Raw genomic sequence first — 26,878 nt, 5'->3', positions numbered from 1 at the left:
GAAGAATAAAAAAAATACTTTCAAGGAGTGAATGGATAATGATTAACTCTCCTGGCAAACATTTCCGGCAAGCTATCCTGGATCACAAACCTCTCCAGGTTGTAGGCACAATTAATGCGTTTTCTGCGATGTTGGCTGACAAAGCTGGCTTTAAGGCCGTTTATTTATCTGGTGCAGGTGTGGCGAATGCATCTTATGGTCTACCTGATTTGGGCATGACCAACTTATCCGAAGTGCTAGAGGACGCCTGGCGAATTACACAAGCCTGCTCACTGCCCTTATTGGTCGATGTAGACACAGGGTGGGGGCATGCATTTAATATAGGCAGAACGGTAAAATGTATGGAGTCAAACGGTGTTGCGGCCATTCATATTGAAGATCAGATAGTAGCCAAACGTTGCGGCCATCGACCAAATAAGGCCGTCGTATCCATGCAGGAAATGGGCGATCGCATTAAAGCTGCAGTGGATGCCAGAACGAATCCTGATTTTGTGATTATGGCACGGACAGATGCGTATGCTGCGGAAGGAATGAATGCCACCATTGAGAGGGCATTATATTGTATTGAACTTGGCGCTGACATGATTTTCCCCGAAGCCATGAGCACCTTGGATGAGTATAGGAAACTCACCAGGCAATTGAATGTACCGGTTCTGGCTAACATTACCGAGTTTGGCAAAACACCTTTATTTACAAGAGATGAACTTGCCGAGGCAGGTATTTCAATCATTCTTTATCCTTTAAGTGCTTTTAGGGCCATGTCCAAAGCGGCATTTGAAGTGTATGAGGCTATTATCCAACAAGGAACGCAAGCATCCATGACAGAACGGATGCAGACAAGAAATGAGTTGTATGATGTGCTTGGATATTATGAGTACGAAAGAAAGCTAGATCAATTAATGGAGGATGAATATGGGCAGTAAAGCTGGAGGATTAGCCGGCGTCGTAGCAGGGCAGTCAGCCATTGCTACAGTAGGGCAATCAGGCAAAGGGTTAAACTATCGAGGGTATTCTATAGATGATTTGGCAGCAAAGGCGAGTTTTGAAGAAGTCGCTTATCTTCTGCACTATGCTCAATTGCCTAATCAACAACAGATTGATCAATACACAAAAAAATTAATGGGTTTGCGTCAGCTACCTGCACCGTTACAAACCCTATTAAAGCTTATCCCAAAAAATACACATCCTATGGATGTATTAAGGACGGCTTGTTCAATGCTGGGAACATTGGAGCCGGAAGAAAATTTTGAGCAGCAGTTTGACATTGCCGATCGTCTGTTGGCAGTTTTTCCAAGCATTATATGCTACTGGTATGCCTATCATTTTAAGAATAAGGAAATTGATACAGACAGTGACGAAACTAGCATTGGCGGACATTTTCTACATTTACTGCATGGACGAAGACCAGAGAAGATTGAAACTGATCTAATCAATGCTTCACTGATACTTTATGCAGAGCATGAGTTTAACGCATCAACCTTCGCTGCTCGTGTGACTGCGGCAACATTAGCTGATTTTTATTCTGCCATTACAACGGCCATTGGTACATTGCGAGGCCCTTTGCATGGAGGTGCTAATGAGGCGGCAATGGAACTGATTGAGCAGTTTGAAAGTCCTGATGAAGCTGAAGATAAAGTCATGCAGATGTTGGCGAACAAAGAGAAGATCATGGGGTTTGGTCATCGAGTATATACAGATTCTGACCCTCGCTCAGATATTATAAAAGCTTGGTCTAAAAAAATGGCGGAATTTAAAAATGACATGTTGCTTTATCGCGTGTCCGAACGCATTGAAGAAATTATGAGGCGTGAGAAAAAACTGTTTCCCAACCTCGATTTTTACAGTGCCTCAGCTTATCATTACTGTGATATTCCTACCTGCTTATTTACACCAGTATTCGTGATGTCACGAGTGACTGGTTGGTCTGCACACGTATTTGAGCAGCGCGCTGATAATCGCCTGATAAGACCTGTTTCGGAATATACAGGACCAGAAGCACGATCCTTTATCGCTATTGAAGAGAGAGAATGATATATGCGTTCTTATGTAGAAGAGAATATTAAACCCGAATATGATCAGGTGATGATAGATATTGCAGATTATATTTTGGATAAAGAGCTCCACAGTGAGGAAGCGTATGAAACAGCCAGGTTATGTCTGATGGATACCCTCGGATGTGGAATACTGGCATTGAATTTCCAGGAATGCACTAAGCTGCTTGGCCCTATTGTACAGGGCGCTAATTTGCCTGGGGGATCAAGGGTTCCTGGAACTCGTTACGAACTGGATCCGGTAAGGGCGGCATTTAATATCGGAACGATGATACGTTGGCTGGATTTTAATGATACCTGGCTGGCTGCTGAATGGGGACATCCTTCAGATAATCTGGGATCTATTCTGGCTGTTGCGGATTATGTCAGTCGTCAAAATGAAAAAAATAACCAGCCATCCTTGACCATGTATGATGTATTGACAGCCATGATTAAAGCTCATGAAATTCAAGGGTGCTTTGCTCTTGAAAACAGTTTTAATCGTGTGGGCCTTGATCATGTTATTTTGGTTAAACTGGCCAGCGCCGCTGTAGCTGCTCATTTGTTTGGCGGAGATCGCGATCAATTATTGAGAACATTGTCTCAAGTGTTTGTGGATGGTCAAAGCTTAAGAACTTATCGCCATGCCCCGAATGCCGGGTCAAGGAAATCTTGGGCAGCGGGAGATGCAACTGCACGGGCCGTGAATTTGGCACTTATTGCCAGGCAAGGTGAAATGGGCTATCCCAGTGCTTTGACGGTTTCCAATTGGGGCTTCTATGATGTATTGTTTAAAGGAAAGCCTTTCCAATTTCAACGCCCTTATGGGAGCTATGTTATGGAGAATGTGTTGTTTAAGCTCTCATATCCTGCGGAATTTCATGCTCAGACCGCTGTTGAATGCGCTGTGCAGTTGCATCCTTTAGTGAAGGAGCGATTTGAAGATATTCAATCCATTGAATTGACAACACATGAATCAGCTATTCGTATTATCAGCAAGAAAGGCCCTCTGCATAATCCAGCAGACAGGGATCATTGCTTGCAATATATGGTTGCGATCGGTCTTTTATATGGTGATCTGCGTGCTGAACATTATGAAGCTGATGTGGCCTCTGATCCGAGAATCAATCAATTAAGAGAAAAAATGCAGGTTGAGGAAAATAAACAGTTTTCCCATGACTATCTTGATCCGGAGAAACGTTCCATTGCAAACAGTATAAAATTAATATTTAAAGACGGCTCTGAAAGCGAACAGATAACTATTGAATATCCCATTGGTCATAAACGTCGCAGAAAAGAAGGAATACCGGTCCTGTTGGATAAATTTAAACGCAATCTCGCCACACGTTTTTCAGCTTCAGAATGTGAAAAAATATTAAATGCCATGAATGATACTCATTCATTAGCAAAGATGCCCGTGACTAATTTTATGTCTTTATGGGTGGTTTGAAAGATAAGTAAATAAGCTCGTTATAATCCACTGAATTTCCTCTCCCGAATCAAGTCAGGGAGAGGGGGATCTGATGTAAAGAAAGCTATTTAAAAAATCACATGGTACGTTAGAGCCTGTCGACAATCAGTATTTTCGTATGTAAATCATATCCATTTTCGCTTCGAAAATCTAATTGTCGACAGGCCCTAGTTTTTTTATATTTTTCGCTTAATTCCGGCGATACTCAGAACTTTAGTTGAAATTTCTTCTATAGAATATTTTGTGGAATCAAGATAAGGAATATTTTCTCGTTTATACATGGCCTCAACTTCAGACGTTTCCAACTGGCACTGAGTAATGGAGGCATAACGGCTGTTTGGACGGCGTTCATTGCGAATTTGCTGTAAGCGATTACAATCGATGGTTAAACCAAAAAGCTTCTTTTTATGCTTACGCAGGAGCTCAGGTAAATGAAAATGATTTAAATCCTCTTCAGTAAAAGGATAATTTGCCGCCAAAACACCGTATTGCAGTGCCATATAGAGGCAGCTTGGTGTTTTCCCACATCGTGAAACCCCAATTAAAATAATATCGGCTTTATCATAATCACGTGTTTTTATACCATCATCATGTGAAAGGGCATATTCAACGGCCTCAATGCGCTGACCATATGACTCATTATTAGCCACACCGTGTGTCCGTCCCACCTTATAGGAAGACTTGATGTTTAATTCTTCTTCAATCTGGCCGAGGAATGTGTTAAATAAATCGAATATACAGGCTTTGGCTGTTTTTATTTTTTGACTGATCTCTGGATTAACCAAGGTCATGAAAACCAATGGTTTCTGACCGCTTTCTTGATAGGACTGATTGATATTTAAAACGACATTATCGGCTTTTTCCAGCGTGTCCACATACGGGATGGTTATTTTTTCAAATTGTATATGTTCAAACTGCGTAATTAAACTGGTTCCCAATCCTTCTACTGTAATTCCAGTACCATCTGAAATCATGTAAACATAACGTTTCATTTTCTGCCTTTTCTATTTAATTCCAACGTGAATTATTTGTTGATTTTGACTCAGAAACCATTGCAGAATGCTGGTATTTCAATCCATGTATCATAAGATCGCAATAAACACCTATGTAGAATAGCTACACGCACATTTTTTTTCAATCATAAAATGTAACTCCAAACCTCATTCAGGTGAATGGGTAATAGTGCAAAGGCTGAAAGGTATAAATCATTTGTGATGCGAATAGACTTCTGCTATCTTCAAAATAACCCTTTTTACTGTGGAGCTGATGGATTGAGAATTTAGTTCATCATTGACGACTATGGAATACGATCGTTATCAAGTAAATCGCAAACTATTTATATTAGGGATAATCTGTTTGATTTTAAGTATAGTATTACTTTTATTCAGCGCATATATCCTTCCCTTTTTAGTTTGGCAGTTGGCCTATGATGTACCAGAGTTTATTGTTCACTGGCTTTATTGGTTCCAGGACGAACTCAGATGGCCTTATAATATCGGAGCGTGGATTATATTTTTGGTTTTTTTTGTTCCAGGTTTAATCGCCGGAATTATTTCTTATTATTCTTCAAATAAGATTGATGATGAAATTTACCATATGAAGCCTGAAAAGCAGGAAAACTTACCGTATAAACCTCGAACACGACAATGGAAATCATTTTCGTTTGGATTTAAGCTTTTGTTTTTGGTCGTTATGGTTTTTATTCTGGCAGAAATTGTTCATTGGCTAATATATATTGAACCTGGAACAGTCACTTCACCATAAATGGAGACAGCATGTTTAGTTTAAAACGATGGAAAATCAGGAAGCTTACCAAAAAATTGAAAGCCTTGAAGCATAACCGCTTAAGCGAACAACCCAGAGATGAAGTTATAAAAAAAGAAATTTCCTATTATTTTGAGCTGGCTGCTTTATATAAAACAGTCATCGGTAAAAAGAAATTTCCATATGCAAAACTTATGCTTCTTGAATGTTATCGGGCTGCCGCGGCCCTTGATGACTCTACAGCTAACTTTAATCTAGGTTACCATCTTTTGGAAGAAGCAAAATATCGGGACGCTTTACAAAAAGAAGGTCTTTTTGATAGTCAAAGAAATGAAGTTCGTATGTCGCAACTTTATGAAGAAGCCCATGCTTATCTTAAAGCCGCTGAGCAATTAGGACACATAGAAGCCAAACGCCTTAGAGGTCTGTGCTATATCAATGGTTGGGGAGTTGATGTCGATAAGGAAGGCGGGTTTGAATTAATTGTGGCCAGTATTGAGCAAGAAGGAAGCTGGGACAGGGTCCCACAGATTTTTGCTGCAATTGGTCTTAATAAGCCGGAATTTTTTTCGGCTATTATGCAACGAAGAAAAGGGCAGTAAGCAGTATTTTAATAAACCAATATTACCTTGCCTACTTATCTTTATCGAATCACTCATGTTGCGCAGCTTCGTTTTTTTTGCATTTTTGGACGCATTTTGAAATTTCAAATGCTCATTTACTCCATGTAAATTGCGCTTTAAAATTCCAAAATGCATCCAAATTCTCTAAAAAATTGCTGCGCAATATAAGTGAATAAGAGCTTCGCCCGCATTTTTTAAGATCAATTAATAAAAATGTAGATACCAGGAAATCAGTGAATGCCCCCAGAAAAGTGAAATCAGTCCTGCAATGCAGAGAAAAGGGCCAAAAGGTATTGCTGTGTCTTTTGATTTATTTTTCAGGTGCAGATAAATCAAACCAATGACAGCACCAGTGAAGGATGACAGCACTAGAATTAAAGGCAATTGAGTCCATCCAAACCAGGCTCCCATGGCAGCAAACAGTTTAAAATCACCATGCCCCATGCCTACCTTACCCGTGAGCAAATAAAACAGTTTTACAAAAATCCACAATGCGAGGTAAGCACCGGCAGCAGAAAGCACAGCGTTGGGCAGAGTGGTAAAAAGATCAGCGGTATTGGCAATTAAACCAAGCCATAATAGACTTAATGTCAAACTGTCAGGTAATAACTGATGTTCAAAATCAATAAAAATGAGACATATGATTATCCAGATAAACAACAAGGCAAAAAGGAGATTGAGATTCATCCCAAAGTGCAGGAAGCAATAAATGGATAGTATAAGTGTAAGGAGTTCAATGAAAGGATAACGTAAAGAAATGGATTTTCTGCAATAATAACATCGTCCTTTAAGAAACAAGTAACTGAATAATGGAATATTTTGCCAGGCTTTTACTGTTTTGTTGCAATTTGGACAAAATGAGCGGGGGTAGAATAAATTGATTTGTTTTATTTTATTTTCAGGCTTTATTTGCAACAGCTCATAACATTGTTCAGTCCATTCTGCTTTTAGCATTAATGGAACTCTGTAGATGATGACGTTTAAAAGACTGCCAACCGCCAGGAAAAAAAGACCGATAATGAGGTATGTTAGAAGGGGGTTTTCCAATAGTAGTATTTCGAACATTATTTAAACCACTGATCCAAGTTTGAAGATAGGTAAATACATGGCCACAACCAGCCCACCAACCAGAATGCCTAATATAGCCATAATAAGAGGTTCAAGTAAACTGCTTAATGAATCAACGGCATTATCCACTTCTTCTTCATAAAAATCAGCCACCTTGGACAGCATTTGCTCCAAAGCGCCCGATTCCTCACCAATCGCTACCATTTGTACTACCATATTGGGAAACATATGAGTATTTTCCATGGCGAGTTGCATTTGTTGGCCGGTCGAGACTTCTTCTCTGATTTTATCAGTCGCCTTGGCAAAAAGAATATTACCTGTGGCTCCGGCAACTGATTTTAAAGCATCAACCAAAGGCAAGCCGGCTGCAAACGTGATGGATAGCGTACGTGAAAATCGAGCAATGGCTGCTTTTTCAAGAATAGGACCTATAACAGGAAACTTAAGCATGACGCGATCTACCCCCTGAGCAAAATTAGGAGAATGATTTTTAGCGTAGATAAAAGCATAAACAGCAAGTGCTAAAACACCGAAAATAATATACCAATAAGCCTGGAATGTCTCAGATAAGCGAATGACCATCCGGGTCATGGCCGGTAAATCAGCTCCAAAACCTTGAAATAAAGACTCAAACTGAGGAACGACAAAAATCAACAAACCTGCGGTCACAAGAAAGGCTATCACCATAACGGCTATAGGATAAGTCAGCGCTTTTTTAATTTTCTTTTTGATGGATTCTATTTTTTCCTTATAAGTTGCGACTTTATTTAACATGACCTCCAGTGAACCTGATTTTTCTCCGGCATCGACCAGGTTGCAAAATAAATCATTAAAATAAGCCGGATGTTTCGCCAATGATTCAGCAAGTGTAAGTCCTGTTTCAACATCATTTTTTATGGTATTAATTAAATCCTGAACGCGCTTATTGCTTTGACCTTTTGCCACAATATCAAACGATTGTACCAAAGGAATACCGGCTTCTATCATGGTGGCCAACTGCCGACTGAAAACGGTAATATCAGCCTGAGTAATTTTTTTATTGGCTTTATCAAAAAGAGATTTTCTTTTCTTGATGACTTTTTTGGTAATAATTCCTTGTCGGCGAAGATCCGCTTTGGCAATAGCCAGACTCCTGGCTTCTATTTCACCTTTTGTTTTTTCTCCTGAACGATTGATGCCTTCATATTGAAAGGTAATCATTGGATTCGCATTTTTAGGCATGATTCTTAATCAACGGTTACCCGGTTGACCTCCTCAATCGTCGTTACCCCTTCCAATATTTTTTTCAATCCGGATTGAAAAATAGTTAACATGCCCTCATCTTGACCTTGTTTGAGTATATCCAAGGAATTCCCTCCTGACATAATGAGTCTTCCTATTGCCTTTGACATTGGCATGACTTCAAATAATCCTACTCTGCCCCGATAGCCACCGTTGCATTGATTACAACCCACAGCTTTGAATATGGGCTTTTTAGCTTCTTCTTCACTAAATCCTAATTCAATCATTCCTTTCTCAGTGATATCGTCTCTTTTTGTTTTACATTGTTCACAGAGGCGTCTTGCCAGACGCTGAGCGATGATTAAGCTTACCGAGCTTGCAATATTGAAAGAAGGCACACCCATGTTAACCAGGCGAGTCAATGTTTCTGCGGCACTGTTTGTGTGAAGAGTGGATAAAACAAGATGGCCTGTTTGAGCTGCCTTTACTGCAATTTCAGCTGTTTCAAGATCCCTAATTTCTCCAACCATGATGATGTCAGGATCTTGCCGTAAAAATGAACGAAGTGCACCAGAAAAAGTGAGTCCCGCTTTAGGGTTAATATTGACTTGATTGATACCGGGGACTTTAATTTCAACGGGATCTTCAGCGGTAGAGATGTTCCTCTCTTTGGTATTGAGAATATTCATGGCTGTATATAAAGTTACGGTTTTACCGCTTCCTGTAGGCCCTGTTACCAATATCATACCTTGCGGGCGTTCGATGGATTTTAAAAAATGAGTTTTTTGAATATCGCTAAATCCCAAAGCTTCGATTCCTAATTTTATACTTCCAGGATCAAGGATACGCATAACCACCTTTTCACCTCCCACGGTGGGGCAGGTACTTACCCTGAAATCTATAGCTCTCGATTTTGATAATTTCATTTTAAAGCGTCCATCCTGAGGCACACGTCTTTCAGAAATATCCAGATTTGACATGACCTTGATTCTTGCAGTGATACGTCCGGAAAGACTGACAGGAGGTGATGCGACTTCAGTTAGAACACCATCTTGGCGATATCGGATTCTATATGTTTGTTCATAAGGTTCAAAATGAATATCCGATACTGAATTTTTAATGGCATCAAGCAGAATTTTATTTACAAATTTGACTACAGGGGCATCTTCTGAAGCAGAGGCAGCTGATTCAATATCATGCTCTTCTTCTTCCGAACTGATTTCAAGGCCATCGAGGTCAACGGACTCATCGACATAATCATGCAGACCCTGGCTTTCTTTTTCCCGCAATAAATGCTCAATAAGTTGTGCTAACTTGTCTGTTTCAACGACAACAGGATGAGCATGCAGACCGGTGTGAAACTGTATTTCTTTCAGAGATGCCTGTTGACTGGGATCATCTGTTGCAAGGTATAAATGATTACCGCGGTGAAAAAGTGGAATCATATGATGGCGCCGGATAAGTTTTTCACTGACGAGTGTGGAGGGTATAGAATCAAACTCGATACAGTCCAAATCCAACAAAGGTACACCAAAATTTCTGGCAATCGCGGAAGCAATATTAACGGCACTGAGTATACTGTTATTGACCAGATATTGGAGTAAAGTTACATTATCGGCACTGGCTAATTGCTGATATTTCAGAGTCTTGTCTTTTTCCAGGAGTTGCTCAAGAACCAATAATTGGCCTATGCCTTGCAATCGTTGTTCTTCTGCGAGTGTTGCCATAAAATCCATTAGCACTGTTTTAATGATAACTATAGCTAAAAACTGGCAATTTTGCATTAAAGTATTGATCTGTTTCTATAAACATCTTACCAGAGTTAAGACATATTTGCGTGTTTAATCGCGTGTATGATACAACTAATTAAATTTCCACTTGTCAGGACAGGTATTTTGTCTATAGCTCAACAAATCATTAAATATCGCGCCCTTGATCAATGGTTTCAAACTCCCCAGGGCATGTGTGTTGAAGAAGCCATTGCCCAGGAGCTAATGCGCTTTAATCGGCTTGTTCGTGGAAAAAATCTATTGCAGCTTGGTGCGTGTGGAGACAATGCGTGGATGGATGTTTTTAAGCCGACTTCGTCCTGGATTGTATCCCCTGACAAATCGAATGAAAATGTGGATTTCATAAGTTTAATGAATCAATTACCTTTAGATAGAAATTGTATTGATATTGTAATTGCCCCCTTAAGCATGGAGGCATGCATTGAAAAAAACGCTTTAATTGATGAAATTGATCGAATATTAAAACCTATGGGTTTTATCATTATCATAGGAATTAATCCTTTTGGTCTCTGGAGTCTGGCTGCGAAACTTGGTTTTTTTTCCTGTTTTGGCGAAAAAAAACCAATTATACATTCTCCATTGAAGATGAATCGACTGTTTTTACAAAGGGGGTACAGGCAGTGTACACTGAAAGGTTTTTGGTATATTCCGCCTTTTAAAAATAAACAATCGATAAAGCGATTAAGTTTTTTAAATGAAGTAGGTAAAATGCTTTGGCCATTTCCAGCGGGTTTTTACTTTTATATTGCTCAAAAATATGAAGCTGCTCATCCGGATATGGCAATCGAGCTAAACGAAAAATCACTGGTGAAAGATTACAAATCCGGATTGCAGCCTGTTGCCAATTTAAGCTCAGAGTTGCCTCTAAATCAGAATGAAAATTAGCAATTTTCAAAACAGAATCTGGAGCAGATCGTCAACTCATATGAAGGTCGTAGATTATAATAATGCTTATAAGTTATAATACGCTATCGCTAATTATTTATTTTTAATTTGATGAGGCTTGGCCCATGACAAAAAAGTCATTGTACCGTATTACTTTCGCTAATCAGGATGCTGTTTATGAGATATATGCACGTTCGGTTACTGAAAGTGAGATGTTTGGTTTTTTACAGGTTGAAGAGTTGACGTTTGGTGAAAATACCTCTTTGGTGGTTGATCCTTCGGAAGAACGCTTAAAAATGGAATTTAATGGCGTCAAACGTACATACATTCCCATGCATTCGGTTTTTCGTATCGATGAAGTTAACAAGCAGGGACTTGCGAAAGTCAAAGAGAAAGGGTCAGATAGTAAAATCAGCCATTTTCCCGGAATAGAAGCCAAAAGAAAAGAATGATTTTTTAGAAACTGTCATCAGTTCTTCTGAAATATCCACTACGCTGTTTTTGTGAGCCATTTGTCAGTGTTCTTTCAAAGCGGTAATCTTTTGTAATTTATAATGTCGTTTATAGGTAATTTATGAGTATCCCAAATAAAATCAAAGAAGTGTATGAAAAATCCACTTGCTTATTTACAACCAATGAAGTTGAAGCTGCTTTGGATAGAATGGCCATTAATATTCATGAAAAACTGCATGATCAGAATCCCGTTCTTCTTTGTGTTATGGTGGGTGGTCTTGTTCCTTTAGGAAATTTATTGCCTCGTCTTGATTTTCCTCTTGAACTGAATTACGTGCATGCGACGCGTTATCGTGGTGATATAAGAGGAGGAGAATTACACTGGAAAGTTAAACCCTCTGTGGATTTAAAGGGAAGAACGGTGTTGGTTGTTGATGATATTCTCGACGGAGGGATAACTCTTGCAGCTATTATTGCGGAGATAGAACGCATGGGAGCCAAGAAGGTTTATAGTGCTGTTCTTGTGGACAAACACCATAAGCGCGTTGAGCATGGCTTGAAAAATGCCGATTTCGTCGGCCTTGAAGTGGATGATCATTATATTTTTGGTTACGGTATGGATTACAACGAATATTTGAGGAATGCGCCGGGAATATTCGTGGTTCATCCTGATCATGAGGCAGAAAGTATAGAATAATAAAATGACGTGATGTCTTTTTTATCGTTCTCTTAGAGCAGTTTTCTGAGCTTTTATGATAGGTTTTAAAATATATTCCAATACTGTTTTTTCACCTGTCAGAATGTCAACGGTAGCCAGCATGCCGGGAATGATGGGTAGTGGATTCTTTTCTGTGCCAAGGTGATTTTTTTCTGTTCTGACACGGATAACATAAAAACTTTCTTCTTTATTGTTGCTCTTTTCCTCGGTAATGGTGTCGGCAGAAATTTGCTCTACTTTTCCTTCCAGACCTCCATAAATGGAGAAATCGTAGGCGGAAATTTTCACCATGGCCTTTTGTCCCGGGTGGATAAATCCGATATCCCCGGGACGTATTTTAGCCTCTATAAGCAAGGTGTCCTCTAAGGGTACAATTTCAATAATATCCATTCCAGGTTTTATAACACCACCCATGGTATTTATTTTTATACGATTAATAATACCCTTAACCGGTGAACGAACGGTCGTTCGCGTTACTCTGTCTTTATCAGCCATATGAGCCTCTTTAAGAGCCAATAGTTCAGAGCGAGCCTGATTTAAACGCTCCAGCGCCTTGGATTTAAATTCGGAAATTTTACCTTTAAGTTCATTGATTGTTCTTTCAAGGCGTAATACTTCAACCTCAGAGACAGCACCTCGGGAAACCAGCGGCCGTGTCAGTTTAAGCTCTCGCTCAGCCAAGGCAAGTGCTTTATTCATCTGCTCTAATTCCTGTTTTTTGCTTTTGTCCAGAGCTTCTGCTACTTGCACCAGATTCGGCGAGCTTTTTATATATTTTTGCGGAATGGAAAGCGGTTTGTTCTGCATTAAGGCGTTCAGTCGTATAATTTCCAGTTCAAGAGCCGTCATTTTTTTTAATGCTTCATTATAAGTTGCCATGAAAAGGGTGTTGTCAATTTGCATTAAAGTTTGTCCTTTTTTGACAATATCGCCTTCAGAAACCATGATTTTCTCAACAATTCCACCCTCCAGGTTCTGGATAACCTGAATTTCGCTGGAAGGAATAACTTTGCCGCTCCCGGTCGTGACTTCATCAAGCTTGGCATAATAAGCCCAAATTAAAGCAGCAGCGATAAACAAGACTGACGTCCATAAGATAATATGTCCAAATAAGCGAGATCGATGTCGTTTTGCCATAATTTAAACCTTTTTAACTGCAACACCAGACTTAAGGGCATTTAAAACGGATTCTTTGCTGCCATCAGCAACAATTCTTCCGTAATCAACAACAATAATGCGTTCAACCAACTCAAGCATGGACATTTTATGAGTGATTAAAACCAATGTTCCATTAGCCGACAGTTGTTCCTTTAAATGCTTTTTTAAACGTCTTTCACTATTATCATCCATAAATGCGGTGGGTTCATCCAGGACCAATAGATTGGGCTTTAATAACAGCGCGCGAGCCATGGCTATGGCTTGACGTTGGCCACCGGAAAGTTCGTTGCCTTTTTCTCCTACTTGTCGGTCAAAACCCTGGGGATGGTGTTTTGTAAACTCAGTGACTCCTGCAATTTCGGCAGCCTTTAACAATGACTTGTCCTCAATAAAAGGTGCTCCAACTGAAATATTTTCTTTTATTGTTCCATAAAAAAGTGTTACATCTTGGGAAACATAACCGATTTGTTGTCGTAAATCATCAGGGTTTAATTGTCTATAATCCGTTCCATCCATATATATGACACCTTCCGTGGGCTCGTATAGTTTGACAATTAAACGGGCAATTGTTGATTTGCCTGATCCAACTCGCCCAATAATGGCTATTTTTTCACCTGATTTAACTTTAAAACTGACGTTATTCAATGCGCTTATTTTTTCTGAATAATAAGAAAAAGAAACGTTTTTAAACTCAAGTTCTCCTTGGATGGCTGGACGATGCAAATAATGATCCTCCTCGTCAATGTCTGTATTTAACTGCATGATTTTATCAAGAGATTTAAGTGCATTGACCGATTGATAATAACGGGTAAACAGGGAAGCGACCTGAGCCATGGGGGCTAAGGCACGTCCTGTTAAGATGGTGCAGGCGATAAGTCCACCAGTAGTTAATTCACCTTCACTAATCATATAAACACCGGCAATGACAACAAATATGGTCGCGACTTGCTGGGCAAGGGTGGTGATGTTTAAGCTTGAATTGGATATGAAGCGTAATCTCATACCGTTTTCTGATGCCAGTTTTATAATTTCTTCCCAACGATTCTGCAACTTTGATTCTGCTCCCGTTGTTTTAACCGCTTCAATGGCTGATAAGGACTCAATAAGAGTTGCCTGTTTTTCAGCGGAAAGTTGATATGATTTTCGTGTTAAACGAATAAGAGGTAACTGCAGAAGAAAACCTATCAAAAAAATCGTAGGAACGACAAGCATAGGTATCCAGAACAAGCTGCCGCCAATTAGATAAATCACCAGTAAAAAAATAACGACAAAAGGCAAATCAACCAATATTGTCATTGTCCCTGAGGTAATGAAGTCTCTGAACAATTCAAAGGATTGAACGGTATTGGCAAGAGCACCCACAGATTTTGGTCTTTCATCCATGCGCAGTCCAAGTATTTGTTGAAATATTTTTGCAGAAAGCTCTCTATCACTGTGTTTACTGGCGACATCAATAAAATAGGCTCTCAATGTTTTGAGGAGCATATCAAAGATAAACACCAGCCCGACCCCGCTGGCAAGTACCCACATGGTTTCAATGGCGTAATTGGGTACAACGCGATCATAGACGTTCATGATAAAAAGTGGGATGACTAAAGCAAAAAGATTAATCAGCAGAGAGGCAACCAATACTTCTGAATAAATCGACCAGGATTTAAACACCACTTTCCAGAACCAGTTTTTATGCTTTCTGTGAAGGGTTTCTTTTGCTCTTGCACTTTGTTTATATTGAGGTTTGACCACAATGATTTCACCACTATATTGATCAATGATTTCATCAGGGTCAGTAAACATTTTGGGGTTGTGAGGATGGATAACTTTTCTTTTACCTTCATCATCTGTAACAAGTAAACAGGCTTCATGGTTTTTCATCAGCAAAACAGCAGGAAGATCCTCTTTCTCGATTTTTTTAAATTTGCACCGGATAATTTCAGTTTCAAGGGATGCACGGGCTGCAGCCCGCTCAAACAAGTCAACGGTTAGTTGTCCTTTTTTTACCGGCAAACGAGCAATCAATGATTTGGCCGTAAAAGGATTTTGATAATATCTTGTCAATAAAACCAGACAAGAAAGCAAAGAATCTTTTTCAGATTCGAGCTCCATGTTGATATGAGACCAAGATTGTGTTCTGGCAAGTGGCATAGATATTTATAATTATTAGATGGTTATTTAAGATCATATTTAAAAAATAGACTATTTTAAGTGCTTTATCATTAAAATTGGGTATTTACTCAGAATTGATAAATTTATAACTCATGTTACGCAGCTTCCTCTTTTTTGCCTCTTTGGACGCATTTTGAAATTTTAAATGCTCATTTACTCCATGTAAACAGCGCTTTAAAATTTCAAAATGCGTCTAAATGTTCTAAAAAATACAGTGCTGCGTAACATGAGTTTATAAGTAAATTTCTTGTCAGAAGAATCGAACACTCTTTATATAACCATCTTATATTGATAAGATGATTGCTATCTATCATTAATAGAGGATCATAGTATGGGTGATTATTCAAAATTTCTTGCTGATAAAGAAACTGAATTGCAAGATCGTATAAAGCAAAATATAAACTCTCAACTTAAGGCTATTACCAGTAATTCTTTTTTGAATAATTTTCTTTTTTTTCTCAAAGATCCTAGTAAAGAATTTCTAAAAAAGATTCTAAATTCCCCTAGTTTAACACCCATGGAGAAGTTTGGGGCCGTAGCGGAGCATTATTCGAACTTAAAAAGTCAGGATCCATGGAAGCGTAAAATAGCTATGATATTTCAAAAACTGGGGGATGGTATTCCCACTGATGTTGCGTTACGTATTGAAAATGCAGCAATAACTGCTTATAAAAAGAAATGGGCCGCTCAGTATGAATATAAGTGTAACCCTCCCTTAAAATAGCACCATTTTCAATTAGAGTTTCTCCGGCATAATAAGCAAAAAAGAGGAGGAACGATGAAACGCAGTCGCTTTACAGAAAATCAAATTTTAAACATATTAAAATCAGTTGAAGTAGGACGATTGGTAAAGGATGTATGCCGGGAACATGGGATATCCGATGCCACCTATTACAACTGGAAAGCAAAATACGGTGGGATGGAAGCCTCAGATATTAAACGCATGAAGCAACTTGAGGAAGAAAATGCAAAGCTGAAACGGATGTTTGCTGATTTGTCTCTGGAAAACCGTGCACTGAAGGATGTTATAGAAAAAAAGCTTTGAAGCCGGCTGAAAAGAGGGAAATGGCTGATTATCTGGTGCAGGAACATGGTCTGAGTCTCAGGCGAAGCTGCTCGGTATTACGCTTAAGTCGTACAGCTTACTACTATCAGCCGGCGATGGATAAGGATGAAGCGGTGATAAAAGAATTGGTGACCATAACCGAACACTATCCGCGTTATGGTTTCAGGAAGTTGTTTATCAAATTGCGGCAGGCAGGTTTCTCCTGGAATCATAAAAGAGTATACCGTGTTTATTGTGAGTTGAAGTTAAATATAAGGCGAAAAGGAAAACGCAGATTAGCTTCCCGTCACCCGGAACCTCTTGCTGTGCCTGATTCCCTTAACCATACATGGTCAGCTGATTTTATGAGTGATGCCCTCAATTGCGGCAGAAGATTCAGGACTTTTAATGTGGTAGATGATTTTAATCGGGAAGCTTTGGCAATTGAAATTGATTTGAGCTTGCCTGCTCTAAGGGTTATTCGGGTACTTGACCATATTGCCGCCAATCGAGGATATCCTGCAAGGTTGCGACTTGATAATGGACCTGAGTTTATTTCCCTTGCGTTAGCGGATTGGGCAGAAAAGCATGGTGTTATTCTTGAGTTTATTCAGCCGGGAAAGCCAACTCAAAATTCATTTGTGGAGCGGTTCAATAGAACTTATCGGAATGAAATATTGGATTTTTATCTATTTAGAAGTCTCAATGAGGTACGTGATATTACCAGAAATTGGATGAAAGAATATAACGAAGAAAGACCACATGAATCACTCGGTGATATGTCACCTTTGGATTACAGATTGATTAAAAACAGGTCGGAAAACTCTAATTATAACTGGCACTAAAAAAGGGAGGTTTACATAAGGATTTTGCTGAAAAAAGTAAGGCTGATTTGAAAAATCGTATAAACAGCCAAATTGAGTCACTTCTTAAAAATGTGATTCATAATCCTTTATTTCCTTTTTTCAGAGATAGTAATCCTGATCCTATCAATGATTCCCTTAAGAAAATTAAAAATGATCGTAACCTAACTGCTTTTGAAAAGTTTGGTGCGATAGCAGAATATTATTCACAATTAAAAAAACAAAAAGATATTTCTGCCCAGGAGAAATCTTGGCTGGGTAAAATCGGTACCGTTGTATTCCAGCCACTAGGAAATGGTATACCTGCTGATCAATTTCTTGCAGTGGAATTAGAGGCAAAAAACGCTTATCGTAAAATTGAGCCATTAGCCGATACTATGGAAGTTAACCTTTAAGTAACCATTTAACAGAGTCTAAACCATGTTTCGACTCTGTTTGTTACTTTTTCACGTAGTTTGCCAGGGCGATTTCATCAAAGTTCAAAAATCCAATCACTTTTTTCAAATATTGAGTAGAAAGGGCAGCTTTCATTCGTTTTAAAGCAATGCCATCTTGGTTTGAAGTATCCTGGGTTAATAATTTAACTCATGTTACGCACAATCGACTTTAACGAGCCATATTTTTTAACTCCTGCATAGCAATTTGGTTAGCCCTGAGTATTAATTTGTACTTGATGGCAAAGTGATTCAATTTTGTCTTTATTTTCATCATTTCCAGTTTGCAGTATGCAATGATTGCGGCAAAGATATGGTTGGATTGTGTTTTAACCGTACGGGTTGGAGACTTGTTCAGGCTTGCATTTTGTTTAATTGACTTGTGATACTCTTCAATCCGCCACCGTTTCTGGTACACTTCATAAAGACGTTCGGCACTGCTGGTCATGTCATTAGAAACGAGATAGAGAACCCCTGTAGAACCATTTTCGTTTTTGAAAATTTTCTTCAAAAGCCTCACTGGGAAGTCTAATCCCTTGAGATAGACTGTGTGGGCTATGTCCTCTTCAAGCTCTAATTCTCTGACTTTTGTGTACCGTCCGTTGTTGGCGTCGTTTTTGGATAAAGCTAAGGTTCGATTAGATTTAATCCCAATAATAAACGATTTTTGAAGGTCATTATGGATGTAAGCCATATTGGCCTTCGAGCCAAACCAATTGTCCGCAAGTACAAAGTCAAACAACACATGATTACTAACCGCTTGTGCGATAAGCTTGCGAAAAAGTTCATTTTTAGTCGTGGATGACTTTCTGCGAGCTTGCCTTGTTTCAATGTCACAAAAAGCAACGTCTTTTTTGATAACTTCATAACCAACAGGAACACTGAAGTCACCATACCGAACCATGCAGGTCAGGATATTAATCCCTTTGACCACATCACCTTTAGCATGGGAATAATGCCAACAATTAATTTCATTCTCATCCGTGTAAGGCTTCTCCTCAATCGAGTCATCCAATAAAAGAACACCGTCTGATGCTTCACTCTCCCTGACTGACTTCTTGACATAATTCCAGAGCGCTTTGGAACCAAAATCTTGTAGTCGTAAAAATCGTGTCACCTTGTCGTGAGCAAATTCACCATCCAACATCTCCGATAAACCTGTAGCTGTTGCATATTTATTCTGGCAAATCAAATAGTCACTATAAATATCAAGCATATCCATTAAATCTTCCTCCCTAAAAATCAGGGATGAAATTTTAATTAAATTTCAGGGAGCAGCAAGGTTTAGTGCGTAACATGAGTAATTTAAGGACTATTTTACGCATAATGCTCAAATTTCTATCTGCATAGCCGCGATATATGGGGCATTGATCTTCGTTCATACCGACATCCAACTTATAGTGTAAGCCATTCTCTATTTGCCAATGGTCGCGAATTGCCTGACGCATTAAGTTGTGTTTTTTATAAGGCAGGGATGTCATGTAGTAACGTGTAGCCGTTTCAATGTCTCCTGTGGGTAGATGAGATGCCGCGTGGATTGCACACGGATATAGGCGCTTAAATCTTTCCATTGTTGACCGCAGGAAGGAAGGTACATGGCTGGTAATACGGTGTATGTTCTTTCTTCAAAACGGCTGTGGTCATAATTATTGGTGTCTTTTTGTTGGAAAACCATGGCCTTGTAATTTAAGGAATCCGCTTTTTGAAAGAGGTTATCCACTTTCCGGTGCATGCGTTTATGATTCTTTTTTTAAAGCAAGCACATAATGAGCTTGTTTGAGACGTATTAAATTGGCAATTCCCTTTTGCGTTCCCATTGCATCAATTGTTATTACTTTATCTTTGATATTGAGTGCTTTTAGTAGTACAGGTATCCCCTTTATTTCATTAGACTTGTCAGGTGTAACCGTGCTGCCAAGCGTCGCGGATAAGCGTGCGGAGTAAGCATTCACCAGATGGGTCGCCTTCTTATGGCCCCTTTGATAAGAGGAGCCACGACTTGTCTTACCATCAATCGCAATCAGCTCATCCATAAAAAATTGACTGATTCCTTCTATCCATGAACTTAAACAACGCTCAAATTCTAAAGGGTCAATCAGAGAAAATACCCGTGCCAATGTGTGATGGCTTGGCAAACCTTCACTGACGTCAATAAATTGGCTTAACCATCGCTTGCGGCTCCTGGCAAAAATCTCCATGGCTTTCCAACTGTCACAGCCACATATTAATCCGCATAAAACAATAATCAGTATCGTTAAAAGTGAATACGTGCAACGACCTCCAACTCGTGGATCGCGGATGGACAGAAAACAATGAAACAAATATTGATTTTTTCCAAATTTACGCGTACTTTCTAACACAATCAGGCTCCTTCTTAAGATTTTTATAATCTACGTCGGTCAACGTAGGTGACTGATTATTAACACTTTCTATTTTAATTTGCCAGATAAATCAACTCTCTCTTCTACAGTTGAGATACTCTTATCGTTTGATTTTTGAACTTTGATGAAATCGCCCTGGTAGTTTGCTGGTTTTGGATTTTTTGTAATCAAACTTTCTTCTTTACTTTTTGTACACGAAAAGGCTTTAGAGCGGTTTTAATTTGGGCATACAGCTCGGTCAACCAATTAGGTTGGCCGTAATGAGGTGTAATTGGCTTTTGATATCTTAAGTCATTGGGAGCAATAATCACTTGGACATGATCAAGCCCGACTCTTCTTGTCAACGTAAACAGTTGTTCAATGGCTTTATTTCCTATGGCAAGACAACCTACTGAATAGTGGCTTCCGTGGATAAAAATATTATTTCCTAGTTTCCTGCGCCTGTCCTGTTGGCCTTTCATTTTATCAAAATAATTTGGGTAATTGATCATTAGAGACAGATGCATGCTGCTGAAGGGATTAAAACTCACCAGTTTGTAAATACCTTCAGGTATCTGTTTGTCGTTTTCCTTAAGTTTAGGGCCTGAATGCCCACTGAAGGCTGTTAAAGGATACTTATGAATACGTGTCCATGAATGATTTTTGTCTTTAGCCCATAACTCAATCACTTTTTCAGATTTAAAGGCCAATAGCGCAATATCTTCGGCTGGATAGTCTATACCGACTTTGGAAAAATAATTTTTAAGCCGAGATTCCGCTTCCTGGCCATATCGTTCAACGGCATTATCAATGGCCTTTTCCCAATTGACTTTTGGTGCCATTCCGTAACTGACGATTTGATGAATCAATAAAAGAAGGGCGATAACTTGGCGCATAGTAATACATATTTAACCAACTGAACGCATTTTAACAATTATCTTTTAATAGAACAAATTTTTTACATTCAACATAAGATACTCATTATTTGTCCTCACTTGAAAAGTGTTCTGAGTTGTATAGTCAACCTCAATTTATAGCTGAGCTATCTCATGATGAGGACTATGGTGAACGGGCTTTATTTTGCTGTTTATCCAGAATATTTTTTAATATCGCGGGGGGCAATTGATGGGCAATAAATTCTGGTAATAAATGGAGTGTTCCTATTCCTGGAAGTAAGCCGTATTTGTTGGGGCATAAGTATCGAATCGAACCATCTTTGGTTACTGTATAAAAAATGTAGTGGTGTTTACAGTGACTGTTTATTGTATTATTCAGGTTTGCGACCTGCATCACTGGCGTGCCAGGCATACGATTTTCAATAAAATAGGCATTTATCCATACATTAGTAATTAACAGCAGGCAGCCTATGATGAAGACAGCTTTAAGCAAATGATTCAGAGATCTCCAGATATTGCCTTCTATTTTTATTTGCGATAATAAAAAAACCAAAGCGATTAAAACAATGATGATATTAATACTGTATATTGCTGCATTCATGTAGTTGAAATAATTTCCCAGAAGCTCACCGCCTGAAATTTCATAATGCAGGAGTAAGGTAATTAAACTTATCCACAGAGCAGTCGACACAGCTGTGTTTTTTCTTTGTTTAATACCGTATAGCAGGAAAAATGCAGCAATTACAGGAAAAAGGATGTGTATGATTTTAGCTAATAGATACATGTATTTCTTCCCTTAAATTGAGAATGTTTTTTATTTATTTATATCAATCTTTTACAATCTTATCCAGGCTCTATTGTGTTTTGCCCGGAGAAAGTCATGGTCGTTTAAATAATCAGTCAATTTGTTTTTCTTTCACAAGGAGAATTGAGTTTATACCAGATTTTTCATACATATTTTCAGGTATTTGTAGTTTTCTAACTTTAAAAGATTTCAGAATAGGCTCAATGTTTTTTAAAACATTTTTATCGGAAGAAATAGCGTCCAGCTTTCCTTTTTTAATCAGTTTATTCTGATTATTTCTATGAATACTCCCAATCCATATATATTTACCCAAGCGATTAAGATGATAATTTGACCGCCAGATTCGTAAAACAAACAGACAGTCACACTCACGGTCATCATAAGTCATCAGCAAAACAGGGCGTCGGTTATTATAGAGCTGAGTTAAAAGAGGTAACGCATCTTCTCGGGACTGGGCTGACATTCGTTTGAGGATTTCAGTCAACATGGATTCATCATATTTTTTCCATCCATATTTCTCTAAAGACTGCTTTAACAATGAAATGGAACCAACATACTGAATATTCAGTAAACTGGCAACATGACCAATTCGATTGTGCCTGTAAACCGGCAATACAGGCTGGCTCTGATTCCACCATTTTTCTTCAGTAATGAGAAATTCCTTTTGGTAGGGCGTGTGATTATGAACAAGTGTTTGATAATTAACTGAAAAATTAACAATGGTTGAGAAAAGTATCACCAGTAGAAAAATATTGGCTGGAAAAGATGTGGAATGTTCTTTGGACAGTTTTCTTCGATAAAAAATCCAGTGGATCAATGAAATTAGAATGCCCAAAATAAATGCAGCAATTACATCACTGAGCCAGTAATCACCTAAATAAAGTACTGCAAAGCCACTTGCAGGAAGAATGGATAGCAGAATAGTGATATGAATTTTTCGAAGCACTGAGTTTGAGGTTTTATTTAGATAAAAGCTTAAAAAGGAGAAAACTGCAGTTGCGAAACAAAGATTAACTTCTGGAAACGATGAGCCTGGTAAGTTAACAAGAATACCGTGTGGTCTGGGATATTTGATTAAAAAGGATAAGCCTTTGGCAATTAGAAAAGAACTGACCATAATACTTATCAAGTAACTTAATACTCTGATATTCTTTTTGTAAATAAAAAAAAGAATGACTGCCAGAGAAGAAGTGATTAAAGTTGCTGCGCTGATTAACTGGCTCAATAGAAGCATGAAACTGTCAATTTCTGTGATTCTTAAACTCTGTAAAAACAGATGAACAGAATAATTGACTTTGTTAATCCAGTTTTGTTCTATAAGAAAGATCAGCAAGGCCAAGAGAAGAAAAATATTGAAAGTGGTTAAAATGACCAATGCTGCCGTAGGGTAATGATCCTGTTCATCTATCGGAGTGATGGCTAAAAAATATTTGGACAGGGCAGGATGTTTTCGGGACCAAAGCCAGAATTCATGCAGATTAAGAGAGAGTATACGTTTAGCATAAGTAAGAAACTTTTTAATAATTATACTGAGCAACCAAATACAAATCAGCAAAACGAGAATAAATAAAAATAATCTAGTGGCATTTTCTGCTGAAAGTTCATTGCTGGCAGCTCCTATAAGAATACCGGGCACAACATAAACAATCGACCAGCCAATGGCCGAAATAACATTGGCAATTAAAAATTTCCACTGGCTCATGTGCATCATGCCTGCAATAACAGGAATGACAGGCCGCAAAGGGCCAAAAAAACGACCGATTAAAACACTTTTCCCTCCATGACGAGAAAAATAATGCTTGCCTAAAGTAAGCCAATGAGGGTGGCGACTAAAGGGCCATACATTAATCAGTCTATCGCGAAAATAATATCCTAGAAAATAACTGGCATTGTCACCAAGTATTGCTCCTGCTATGGCAGCCAGAAGGGTTAAATCGATGCGCATGACGCCTGAACCCGCTAAAATGCCAATCGCTGTCATGGTGACTGAGCCGGGAACAATGCTGCCAATGATAGCCAGCGATTCCCCAAATGATATGGCAAAGGTAATGGTTAATGCCCACTGTGGGTTGTCATGAAGCCAAGTTGTTAAAGGTTGAACGTAATCTGCGAATAAATTCATGGCAATCTATTGCTCGAAAAAGTTAATAAAATTTTTTACAAATTGTTCGCAAACCTGTTCCATTTGAATGTCAGGAGAAAAGGCAGAAATCTGGGTCATTTCCATTTGTCTGAATCCGCAAGGATTAATGCCTTTAAAAGGGGTTAAATCCATATTGACATTAAGGGCAATCCCATGATAAGTGCAACCATTTTTAACACGCAAGCCAATAGAAGCAATTTTTTTATCATCAACATAAACACCTGGCGCGCCACAGCGAATGTTTGCTTTTATATCAAAATGACAAAGAACAGCTATTAGGATTTTTTCAAGTGAGGAAACCAAGGTACGAATACCTATGTTTTTTCGTTTAATATCCATTAATACATAGACAACCAATTGCCCTGGACCATGGTAAGTGATCTGGCCACCTCGGTCAGTTTGTATGACAGGAATATCTTGTGGATTAAGAATGTGTTCGGCTTTACCAGCCTGGCCTTGGGTATAGACAGACATATGCTCAAGCAGCCATAGCTCATCGTCACTAAATGGATTGCGCTCCATAGTAAAGTTCTTCATCTGTTGCCAGATGGCCTGATAGGGTTGCATTCCAAGCTGTTTTATTCTAATCATAAGATCATATGAACCTGCGGGTGACTGCTTACTTCTTGATAGAATGCATCAAGACAGGTTTGATTTAATACATAAACCGTTATAGTTAAGCTTATATAATTCTTATTCCTGCTCTGTTTGTGTAGTATAGTTTCCAGATCAAAATCAGGAAAGTGTTTTACGATAATTCCTCTCATTTCCCCAATAAAATCAGCGTGATTATTCCCGATGATTTTTATGGGGAAATGGCAAGGAAAATCAATCTTTTCTTTCTTGTTGGTCATTTTGTTTCTTCACCAGTTTTTGATACATGGAATTGATTTTAGTCCAAAGAGGACCAGGCTTTCCTGTACCAATTAATTCGCCATCAACATAACTGACAGGATAAATTTCTTTTGTTGTGCTCGTTATCCATATTTCCTGTGCGTTGAGAATATCTGATTTGGAAATTTTATCCTCAAATACCTTCACTTGTAACTCAGCAAGCAATTCTATAGTGATTTGCCTTGTTATTCCAGGTAGGCAATCTTCATTCAAAGGAGAGGTTCTGACTTTCATGGCATTATCAATGACAAATACATTTGAAGTGCTACCTTCTGATAAAAATCCATTCCGCAATAGTATTGCAGTGTCATTGCCCTGGCTGACAGCTTCATCATTAAGTAGGATATTGGCTAATAGCGAGATCGATTTAATATTGCATTTATGCCAGCGAAAATCCTCAACCAGGCTGGCATGTAGACCTTTTTGTTTCTTTATTTCAGATGGAAAAGGGTTATGCAGGGTAAATGCTACAACGGTTGGAGGAAGATTATCAGGAATATCATGAGTTCTTATGCCCTGATTACCGCGTGTAACCTGCAGATAAATCTGCAAATCTCCTCCGCCATTGAGTTGAATTAATTTTTGGCAAATATCTTGCCAATTATATTGAGGCGAAGGAATTTTACTTTGTTTCAGACTGGATGCTAATCGTTGGAAATGCCTGTCCGCAAAACACAGTAGACTTTGGTATACAGGTATGACCTCATAAACACCGTCGCCAAAAAGAAATCCACGATCAAATATAGAAATTTTTGCTTTGGTGGATTCAATGTACTCGCCATTAACAAAAGCTGTTTTCATTTTGTCATCAACGGGCCTATCAGGAGCCAAACCAGTTCTTGAAAGTCAGGCTGATAGAGTCTTTAATGCGTTTAAAAAAACCGCCTGAAGGTACGGATTGCAAAGCATATATAGGTTTGGTCTCAATAATATTCTCATCAAATTTAATGATTAAATAGCCGACTTTCTCACCTTTTTTTATAGGAGCCTGTAGATAGGCAGGGACTTTTGTTTGAACATGCAGACGTTGATATTGACCGCTGGGAATGGTTACATATTGATCGGTTTTCAATCCGACACTGATGCTGTTTTGAATTCCTTTGTATAATTTAAGATCCGTGACTGGTTGTTGGCTGTTATATAATTTATGGGTTTCATAAAATCTGAAACCATAATTAATAAGTCGCTCGCTATCATCGGCACGAGAACTTTCACTCGGCGCACCCAAAACCACAGCAAGCAGACGCATGTTGTCCCGCTTTGCGGATACAACCATGCAGTAGCCTGCTTTATCGGTATGACCTGTTTTTATACCATCAATCTGTTTGTCACGCCATAACAGACGATTACGATTTGGTTGTCGTATCCCGTTATAGGTAAACCATTTTTGCTTGTACCAATGATAATATTGAGGAAAATCAGTAATTAAAGCACGACCAAGAATAGCAAGATCTTTAGCTGTGGAATAAAGCTCGGGATCCGGGAGGCCGGTACTGTCAGTAAAATGCGTATTTTCCATGCCTAAAAGCTGAGCGCGCTGGTTCATAATATCACTAAAGCTTTCTTCACTTCCGCTTAGATGTTCTGCCATGGCTACACAAGCGTCATTACCCGAATCTACAATAATGCCTTTCAATAGATTTTCAACCGTTACTTGCTCACCTTCTTTGACAAACATTCGTGAACCGGTGATTTTCCAAGCTTTTTTGCTGATTCTTACCGTATCTTTTAAAGAAATTTGCTGATTTTGCAAAGCGCTGGATATGACATAAAGGGTCATCATTTTCGTAAGGCTGGCTGGTGGAAGTCGTTCATCACTGTTTTTTTCAGCAATAATTTTTCCACTATTGACATCGATGAGGATGTAGGATTTTGCATTGACAGAAGGCGGGGAAGGAATGGTAAGCGGCTTTTTAGCAACAGAGGAAGCACGAGACAAACCTCGCGGTAAAATTTGTCCTGACTCTGCACTGGTGTATTGTATTGGGAAAACAACCAGAAAAAAAGAAGCGATAAAAATTAGCGTAGCTTTGGACATTTACTCAACTCATGTAGTTAAAAATAAAAAACACAAGCATTTATTTTGCAGCAATC

At 38.7% G+C, this 26,878-nt stretch carries 28 protein-coding genes; 11 read left to right on the top strand and 17 right to left on the bottom strand.

Going from position 1 to position 26,878, the window contains the following annotated elements; all coding sequences use genetic code 11:
- The first annotated feature begins 38 nt into the window (after positions 1 to 38).
- The 3 genes from prpB to E4T55_RS01415 are packed head-to-tail and all read left to right on the top strand — an operon-like array spanning position 39 to position 3,480.
- Positions 39 to 923: a methylisocitrate lyase gene (prpB, locus tag E4T55_RS01425; protein WP_058502280.1), complete on the top strand. Its 885-nt coding sequence runs from the start codon at positions 39 to 41 to the stop codon at positions 921 to 923.
- Entirely contained in the window at positions 913 to 2,031 is a 1,119-nt protein-coding gene (gene prpC, locus E4T55_RS01420; protein ID WP_058502281.1) for a bifunctional 2-methylcitrate synthase/citrate synthase, read from the top strand. The genes prpB and prpC overlap by 11 nt, the downstream gene beginning before the upstream one ends.
- A 3-nt stretch (positions 2,032 to 2,034) precedes the next feature.
- The gene (locus tag E4T55_RS01415; protein WP_058502282.1) at positions 2,035 to 3,480 is read left to right on the top strand and encodes a bifunctional 2-methylcitrate dehydratase/aconitate hydratase; all 1,446 of its coding nucleotides are present in this window, start codon (positions 2,035 to 2,037) and stop codon (positions 3,478 to 3,480) included.
- 197 nt (positions 3,481 to 3,677) lie between these two features.
- On the opposite strand, the gene ppsR is transcribed toward E4T55_RS01415, so the two are convergent.
- Entirely contained in the window at positions 3,678 to 4,493 is an 816-nt protein-coding gene (gene ppsR, locus E4T55_RS01410) for a posphoenolpyruvate synthetase regulatory kinase/phosphorylase PpsR (RefSeq protein ID WP_058502283.1), read from the bottom strand.
- Positions 4,494 to 4,800: 307 nt separating this feature from the next.
- Between ppsR and E4T55_RS01405 the strand changes: the two genes are divergently transcribed.
- The gene (locus E4T55_RS01405) at positions 4,801 to 5,265 is read left to right on the top strand and encodes a hypothetical protein (protein WP_058502284.1); all 465 of its coding nucleotides are present in this window, start codon (positions 4,801 to 4,803) and stop codon (positions 5,263 to 5,265) included.
- A gap of 11 nt (positions 5,266 to 5,276) precedes the next feature.
- On the top strand, positions 5,277 to 5,867 hold the full coding sequence (locus E4T55_RS01400) for an SEL1-like repeat protein (RefSeq protein WP_058502285.1): 591 nt from the start codon (positions 5,277 to 5,279) through the stop codon (positions 5,865 to 5,867).
- A 225-nt stretch (positions 5,868 to 6,092) separates the two neighbouring features.
- Here E4T55_RS01400 and E4T55_RS01395 read toward each other — a convergent pair whose 3' ends face one another.
- From E4T55_RS01395 to pilB, 3 genes are read right to left on the bottom strand one after another with little or no spacing between them, the layout of a single operon-like run.
- Positions 6,093 to 6,953, bottom strand: coding sequence for a prepilin peptidase (locus E4T55_RS01395; protein WP_058502286.1), 861 nt, complete (start codon positions 6,951 to 6,953; stop codon positions 6,093 to 6,095).
- Positions 6,954 to 6,956: 3 nt separating this feature from the next.
- Complete coding sequence (locus E4T55_RS01390; RefSeq protein WP_058502287.1) at positions 6,957 to 8,177, bottom strand: type II secretion system F family protein; 1,221 nt, start codon at positions 8,175 to 8,177, stop codon at positions 6,957 to 6,959.
- 5 nt (positions 8,178 to 8,182) lie between these two features.
- A complete protein-coding gene (gene pilB, locus E4T55_RS01385) occupies positions 8,183 to 9,904 on the bottom strand; it encodes a type IV-A pilus assembly ATPase PilB (RefSeq protein ID WP_058502405.1) in 1,722 nt (573 codons plus the stop codon).
- Between the two features lie 168 nt (positions 9,905 to 10,072).
- Between pilB and E4T55_RS01380 the strand changes: the two genes are divergently transcribed.
- From E4T55_RS01380 to E4T55_RS01370, 3 genes are all read left to right on the top strand, one after another.
- On the top strand, positions 10,073 to 10,852 hold the full coding sequence (locus tag E4T55_RS01380) for a class I SAM-dependent methyltransferase (RefSeq protein WP_058502288.1): 780 nt from the start codon (positions 10,073 to 10,075) through the stop codon (positions 10,850 to 10,852).
- Positions 10,853 to 10,977: 125 nt separating this feature from the next.
- Positions 10,978 to 11,304 carry a DUF1820 family protein gene (locus E4T55_RS01375; protein ID WP_058502289.1) on the top strand — a complete coding sequence of 109 codons (327 nt, stop codon included), beginning with the start codon at positions 10,978 to 10,980 and terminating at the stop codon, positions 11,302 to 11,304.
- A gap of 122 nt (positions 11,305 to 11,426) precedes the next feature.
- Positions 11,427 to 12,002, top strand: a complete 576-nt coding sequence (locus E4T55_RS01370; protein ID WP_058502290.1) for a hypoxanthine-guanine phosphoribosyltransferase — start codon at positions 11,427 to 11,429, stop codon at positions 12,000 to 12,002.
- Between the two features lie 21 nt (positions 12,003 to 12,023).
- Here the strand turns inward: E4T55_RS01370 and E4T55_RS01365 are convergent, their stop codons facing one another.
- Both E4T55_RS01365 and E4T55_RS01360 read right to left on the bottom strand, forming a co-directional pair.
- Entirely contained in the window at positions 12,024 to 13,160 is a 1,137-nt protein-coding gene (locus E4T55_RS01365) for an HlyD family type I secretion periplasmic adaptor subunit (protein WP_058502291.1), read from the bottom strand.
- Between the two features lie 3 nt (positions 13,161 to 13,163).
- Positions 13,164 to 15,284, bottom strand: a complete 2,121-nt coding sequence (locus tag E4T55_RS01360) for a type I secretion system permease/ATPase (RefSeq protein WP_223168281.1) — start codon at positions 15,282 to 15,284, stop codon at positions 13,164 to 13,166.
- A gap of 391 nt (positions 15,285 to 15,675) precedes the next feature.
- Here E4T55_RS01360 and E4T55_RS01355 point away from each other — a divergent pair, with 391 nt between their 5' ends.
- The 3 genes from E4T55_RS01355 to E4T55_RS01345 all read left to right on the top strand — a co-directional run bounded on the left by E4T55_RS01355 (position 15,676) and on the right by E4T55_RS01345 (position 17,647).
- On the top strand, positions 15,676 to 16,068 hold the full coding sequence (locus E4T55_RS01355) for a hypothetical protein (RefSeq protein WP_058502293.1): 393 nt from the start codon (positions 15,676 to 15,678) through the stop codon (positions 16,066 to 16,068).
- 54 nt (positions 16,069 to 16,122) lie between these two features.
- A protein-coding gene (locus E4T55_RS01350) for an IS3 family transposase (protein ID WP_245183899.1) occupies positions 16,123 to 17,234 on the top strand; the annotation gives its coding sequence in 2 pieces (ribosomal slippage) (positions 16,123 to 16,375 and positions 16,375 to 17,234; 1,113 coding nt in all).
- A 47-nt stretch (positions 17,235 to 17,281) separates the two neighbouring features.
- A complete protein-coding gene (locus E4T55_RS01345; RefSeq protein WP_058502119.1) occupies positions 17,282 to 17,647 on the top strand; it encodes a hypothetical protein in 366 nt (121 codons plus the stop codon).
- A gap of 211 nt (positions 17,648 to 17,858) precedes the next feature.
- On the opposite strand, the gene E4T55_RS01340 is transcribed toward E4T55_RS01345, so the two are convergent.
- The 11 genes from E4T55_RS01340 to E4T55_RS01290 all read right to left on the bottom strand — a co-directional run bounded on the left by E4T55_RS01340 (position 17,859) and on the right by E4T55_RS01290 (position 26,822).
- A complete protein-coding gene (locus E4T55_RS01340) occupies positions 17,859 to 18,908 on the bottom strand; it encodes an IS701 family transposase (protein WP_115325247.1) in 1,050 nt (349 codons plus the stop codon).
- 34 nt (positions 18,909 to 18,942) lie between these two features.
- A complete protein-coding gene (locus tag E4T55_RS01335; protein WP_115325246.1) occupies positions 18,943 to 19,257 on the bottom strand; it encodes an ISAs1 family transposase in 315 nt (104 codons plus the stop codon).
- Positions 19,164 to 19,418: a hypothetical protein gene (locus E4T55_RS01330; protein ID WP_135121905.1), complete on the bottom strand. Its 255-nt coding sequence runs from the start codon at positions 19,416 to 19,418 to the stop codon at positions 19,164 to 19,166. Before E4T55_RS01330 ends, E4T55_RS01335 begins: the two co-directional genes overlap by 94 nt.
- Positions 19,419 to 19,422: 4 nt before the next feature.
- Complete coding sequence (locus E4T55_RS01325) at positions 19,423 to 20,046, bottom strand: ISAs1 family transposase (RefSeq protein ID WP_167758040.1); 624 nt, start codon at positions 20,044 to 20,046, stop codon at positions 19,423 to 19,425.
- Between the two features lie 188 nt (positions 20,047 to 20,234).
- Complete coding sequence (locus E4T55_RS01320; protein WP_223168319.1) at positions 20,235 to 20,942, bottom strand: L,D-transpeptidase family protein; 708 nt, start codon at positions 20,940 to 20,942, stop codon at positions 20,235 to 20,237.
- A gap of 163 nt (positions 20,943 to 21,105) precedes the next feature.
- On the bottom strand, positions 21,106 to 21,726 hold the full coding sequence (locus E4T55_RS01315) for a hypothetical protein (RefSeq protein WP_058501680.1): 621 nt from the start codon (positions 21,724 to 21,726) through the stop codon (positions 21,106 to 21,108).
- Between the two features lie 112 nt (positions 21,727 to 21,838).
- Positions 21,839 to 23,869, bottom strand: a complete 2,031-nt coding sequence (locus tag E4T55_RS01310) for a bifunctional DedA family/phosphatase PAP2 family protein (protein ID WP_058501681.1) — start codon at positions 23,867 to 23,869, stop codon at positions 21,839 to 21,841.
- A gap of 6 nt (positions 23,870 to 23,875) precedes the next feature.
- Complete coding sequence (lipB, locus tag E4T55_RS01305) at positions 23,876 to 24,478, bottom strand: lipoyl(octanoyl) transferase LipB (protein WP_058501764.1); 603 nt, start codon at positions 24,476 to 24,478, stop codon at positions 23,876 to 23,878.
- Entirely contained in the window at positions 24,478 to 24,744 is a 267-nt protein-coding gene (locus tag E4T55_RS01300; RefSeq protein WP_058501682.1) for an HP0495 family protein, read from the bottom strand. The genes lipB and E4T55_RS01300 overlap by 1 nt, the downstream gene beginning before the upstream one ends.
- On the bottom strand, positions 24,719 to 25,585 hold the full coding sequence (locus E4T55_RS01295) for a D-amino acid aminotransferase (RefSeq protein ID WP_058501765.1): 867 nt from the start codon (positions 25,583 to 25,585) through the stop codon (positions 24,719 to 24,721). Before E4T55_RS01295 ends, E4T55_RS01300 begins: the two co-directional genes overlap by 26 nt.
- Positions 25,586 to 25,604: 19 nt before the next feature.
- Positions 25,605 to 26,822, bottom strand: coding sequence for a D-alanyl-D-alanine carboxypeptidase family protein (locus tag E4T55_RS01290; RefSeq protein ID WP_058501683.1), 1,218 nt, complete (start codon positions 26,820 to 26,822; stop codon positions 25,605 to 25,607).
- Positions 26,823 to 26,878 lie beyond the last annotated feature (56 nt).

Source organism: Legionella israelensis (assembly GCF_004571175.1).
Taxonomy (GTDB): domain Bacteria; phylum Pseudomonadota; class Gammaproteobacteria; order Legionellales; family Legionellaceae; genus Legionella_D; species Legionella_D israelensis.
Note: the sequence above shows the minus strand (reverse complement) of the source record. Positions and strands in the feature narration are given on the sequence as shown.

What these genes read in the sequence shown, in the direction of transcription:
- E4T55_RS01360 (WP_223168281.1), bottom strand. Translation starts at nt 15,284, where the DNA reads ATGGAGCTCGAATCTGAAAAAGATTCTTTGCTTTCTTGTCTGGTTTTA.
- E4T55_RS01300 (WP_058501682.1), bottom strand. Translation starts at nt 24,744, where the DNA reads ATGACCAACAAGAAAGAAAAGATTGATTTTCCTTGCCATTTCCCCATA.
- E4T55_RS01290 (WP_058501683.1), bottom strand. Translation starts at nt 26,822, where the DNA reads ATGTCCAAAGCTACGCTAATTTTTATCGCTTCTTTTTTTCTGGTTGTT.
- prpC (WP_058502281.1), top strand. Translation starts at nt 913, where the DNA reads ATGGGCAGTAAAGCTGGAGGATTAGCCGGCGTCGTAGCAGGGCAGTCA.
- E4T55_RS01395 (WP_058502286.1), bottom strand. Translation starts at nt 6,953, where the DNA reads ATGTTCGAAATACTACTATTGGAAAACCCCCTTCTAACATACCTCATT.
- E4T55_RS01400 (WP_058502285.1), top strand. Translation starts at nt 5,277, where the DNA reads ATGTTTAGTTTAAAACGATGGAAAATCAGGAAGCTTACCAAAAAATTG.
- E4T55_RS01375 (WP_058502289.1), top strand. Translation starts at nt 10,978, where the DNA reads ATGACAAAAAAGTCATTGTACCGTATTACTTTCGCTAATCAGGATGCT.
- E4T55_RS01415 (WP_058502282.1), top strand. Translation starts at nt 2,035, where the DNA reads ATGCGTTCTTATGTAGAAGAGAATATTAAACCCGAATATGATCAGGTG.
- E4T55_RS01335 (WP_115325246.1), bottom strand. Translation starts at nt 19,257, where the DNA reads ATGGAAAGATTTAAGCGCCTATATCCGTGTGCAATCCACGCGGCATCT.
- E4T55_RS01355 (WP_058502293.1), top strand. Translation starts at nt 15,676, where the DNA reads ATGGGTGATTATTCAAAATTTCTTGCTGATAAAGAAACTGAATTGCAA.
- E4T55_RS01320 (WP_223168319.1), bottom strand. Translation starts at nt 20,942, where the DNA reads ATGCGCCAAGTTATCGCCCTTCTTTTATTGATTCATCAAATCGTCAGT.
- E4T55_RS01295 (WP_058501765.1), bottom strand. Translation starts at nt 25,585, where the DNA reads ATGAAAACAGCTTTTGTTAATGGCGAGTACATTGAATCCACCAAAGCA.
- pilB (WP_058502405.1), bottom strand. Translation starts at nt 9,904, where the DNA reads ATGGCAACACTCGCAGAAGAACAACGATTGCAAGGCATAGGCCAATTA.
- E4T55_RS01365 (WP_058502291.1), bottom strand. Translation starts at nt 13,160, where the DNA reads ATGGCAAAACGACATCGATCTCGCTTATTTGGACATATTATCTTATGG.
- E4T55_RS01370 (WP_058502290.1), top strand. Translation starts at nt 11,427, where the DNA reads ATGAGTATCCCAAATAAAATCAAAGAAGTGTATGAAAAATCCACTTGC.
- E4T55_RS01330 (WP_135121905.1), bottom strand. Translation starts at nt 19,418, where the DNA reads ATGCACCGGAAAGTGGATAACCTCTTTCAAAAAGCGGATTCCTTAAAT.
- E4T55_RS01405 (WP_058502284.1), top strand. Translation starts at nt 4,801, where the DNA reads ATGGAATACGATCGTTATCAAGTAAATCGCAAACTATTTATATTAGGG.
- ppsR (WP_058502283.1), bottom strand. Translation starts at nt 4,493, where the DNA reads ATGAAACGTTATGTTTACATGATTTCAGATGGTACTGGAATTACAGTA.
- E4T55_RS01315 (WP_058501680.1), bottom strand. Translation starts at nt 21,726, where the DNA reads ATGTATCTATTAGCTAAAATCATACACATCCTTTTTCCTGTAATTGCT.
- E4T55_RS01340 (WP_115325247.1), bottom strand. Translation starts at nt 18,908, where the DNA reads ATGGATATGCTTGATATTTATAGTGACTATTTGATTTGCCAGAATAAA.
- E4T55_RS01390 (WP_058502287.1), bottom strand. Translation starts at nt 8,177, where the DNA reads ATGCCTAAAAATGCGAATCCAATGATTACCTTTCAATATGAAGGCATC.
- E4T55_RS01310 (WP_058501681.1), bottom strand. Translation starts at nt 23,869, where the DNA reads ATGAATTTATTCGCAGATTACGTTCAACCTTTAACAACTTGGCTTCAT.
- prpB (WP_058502280.1), top strand. Translation starts at nt 39, where the DNA reads ATGATTAACTCTCCTGGCAAACATTTCCGGCAAGCTATCCTGGATCAC.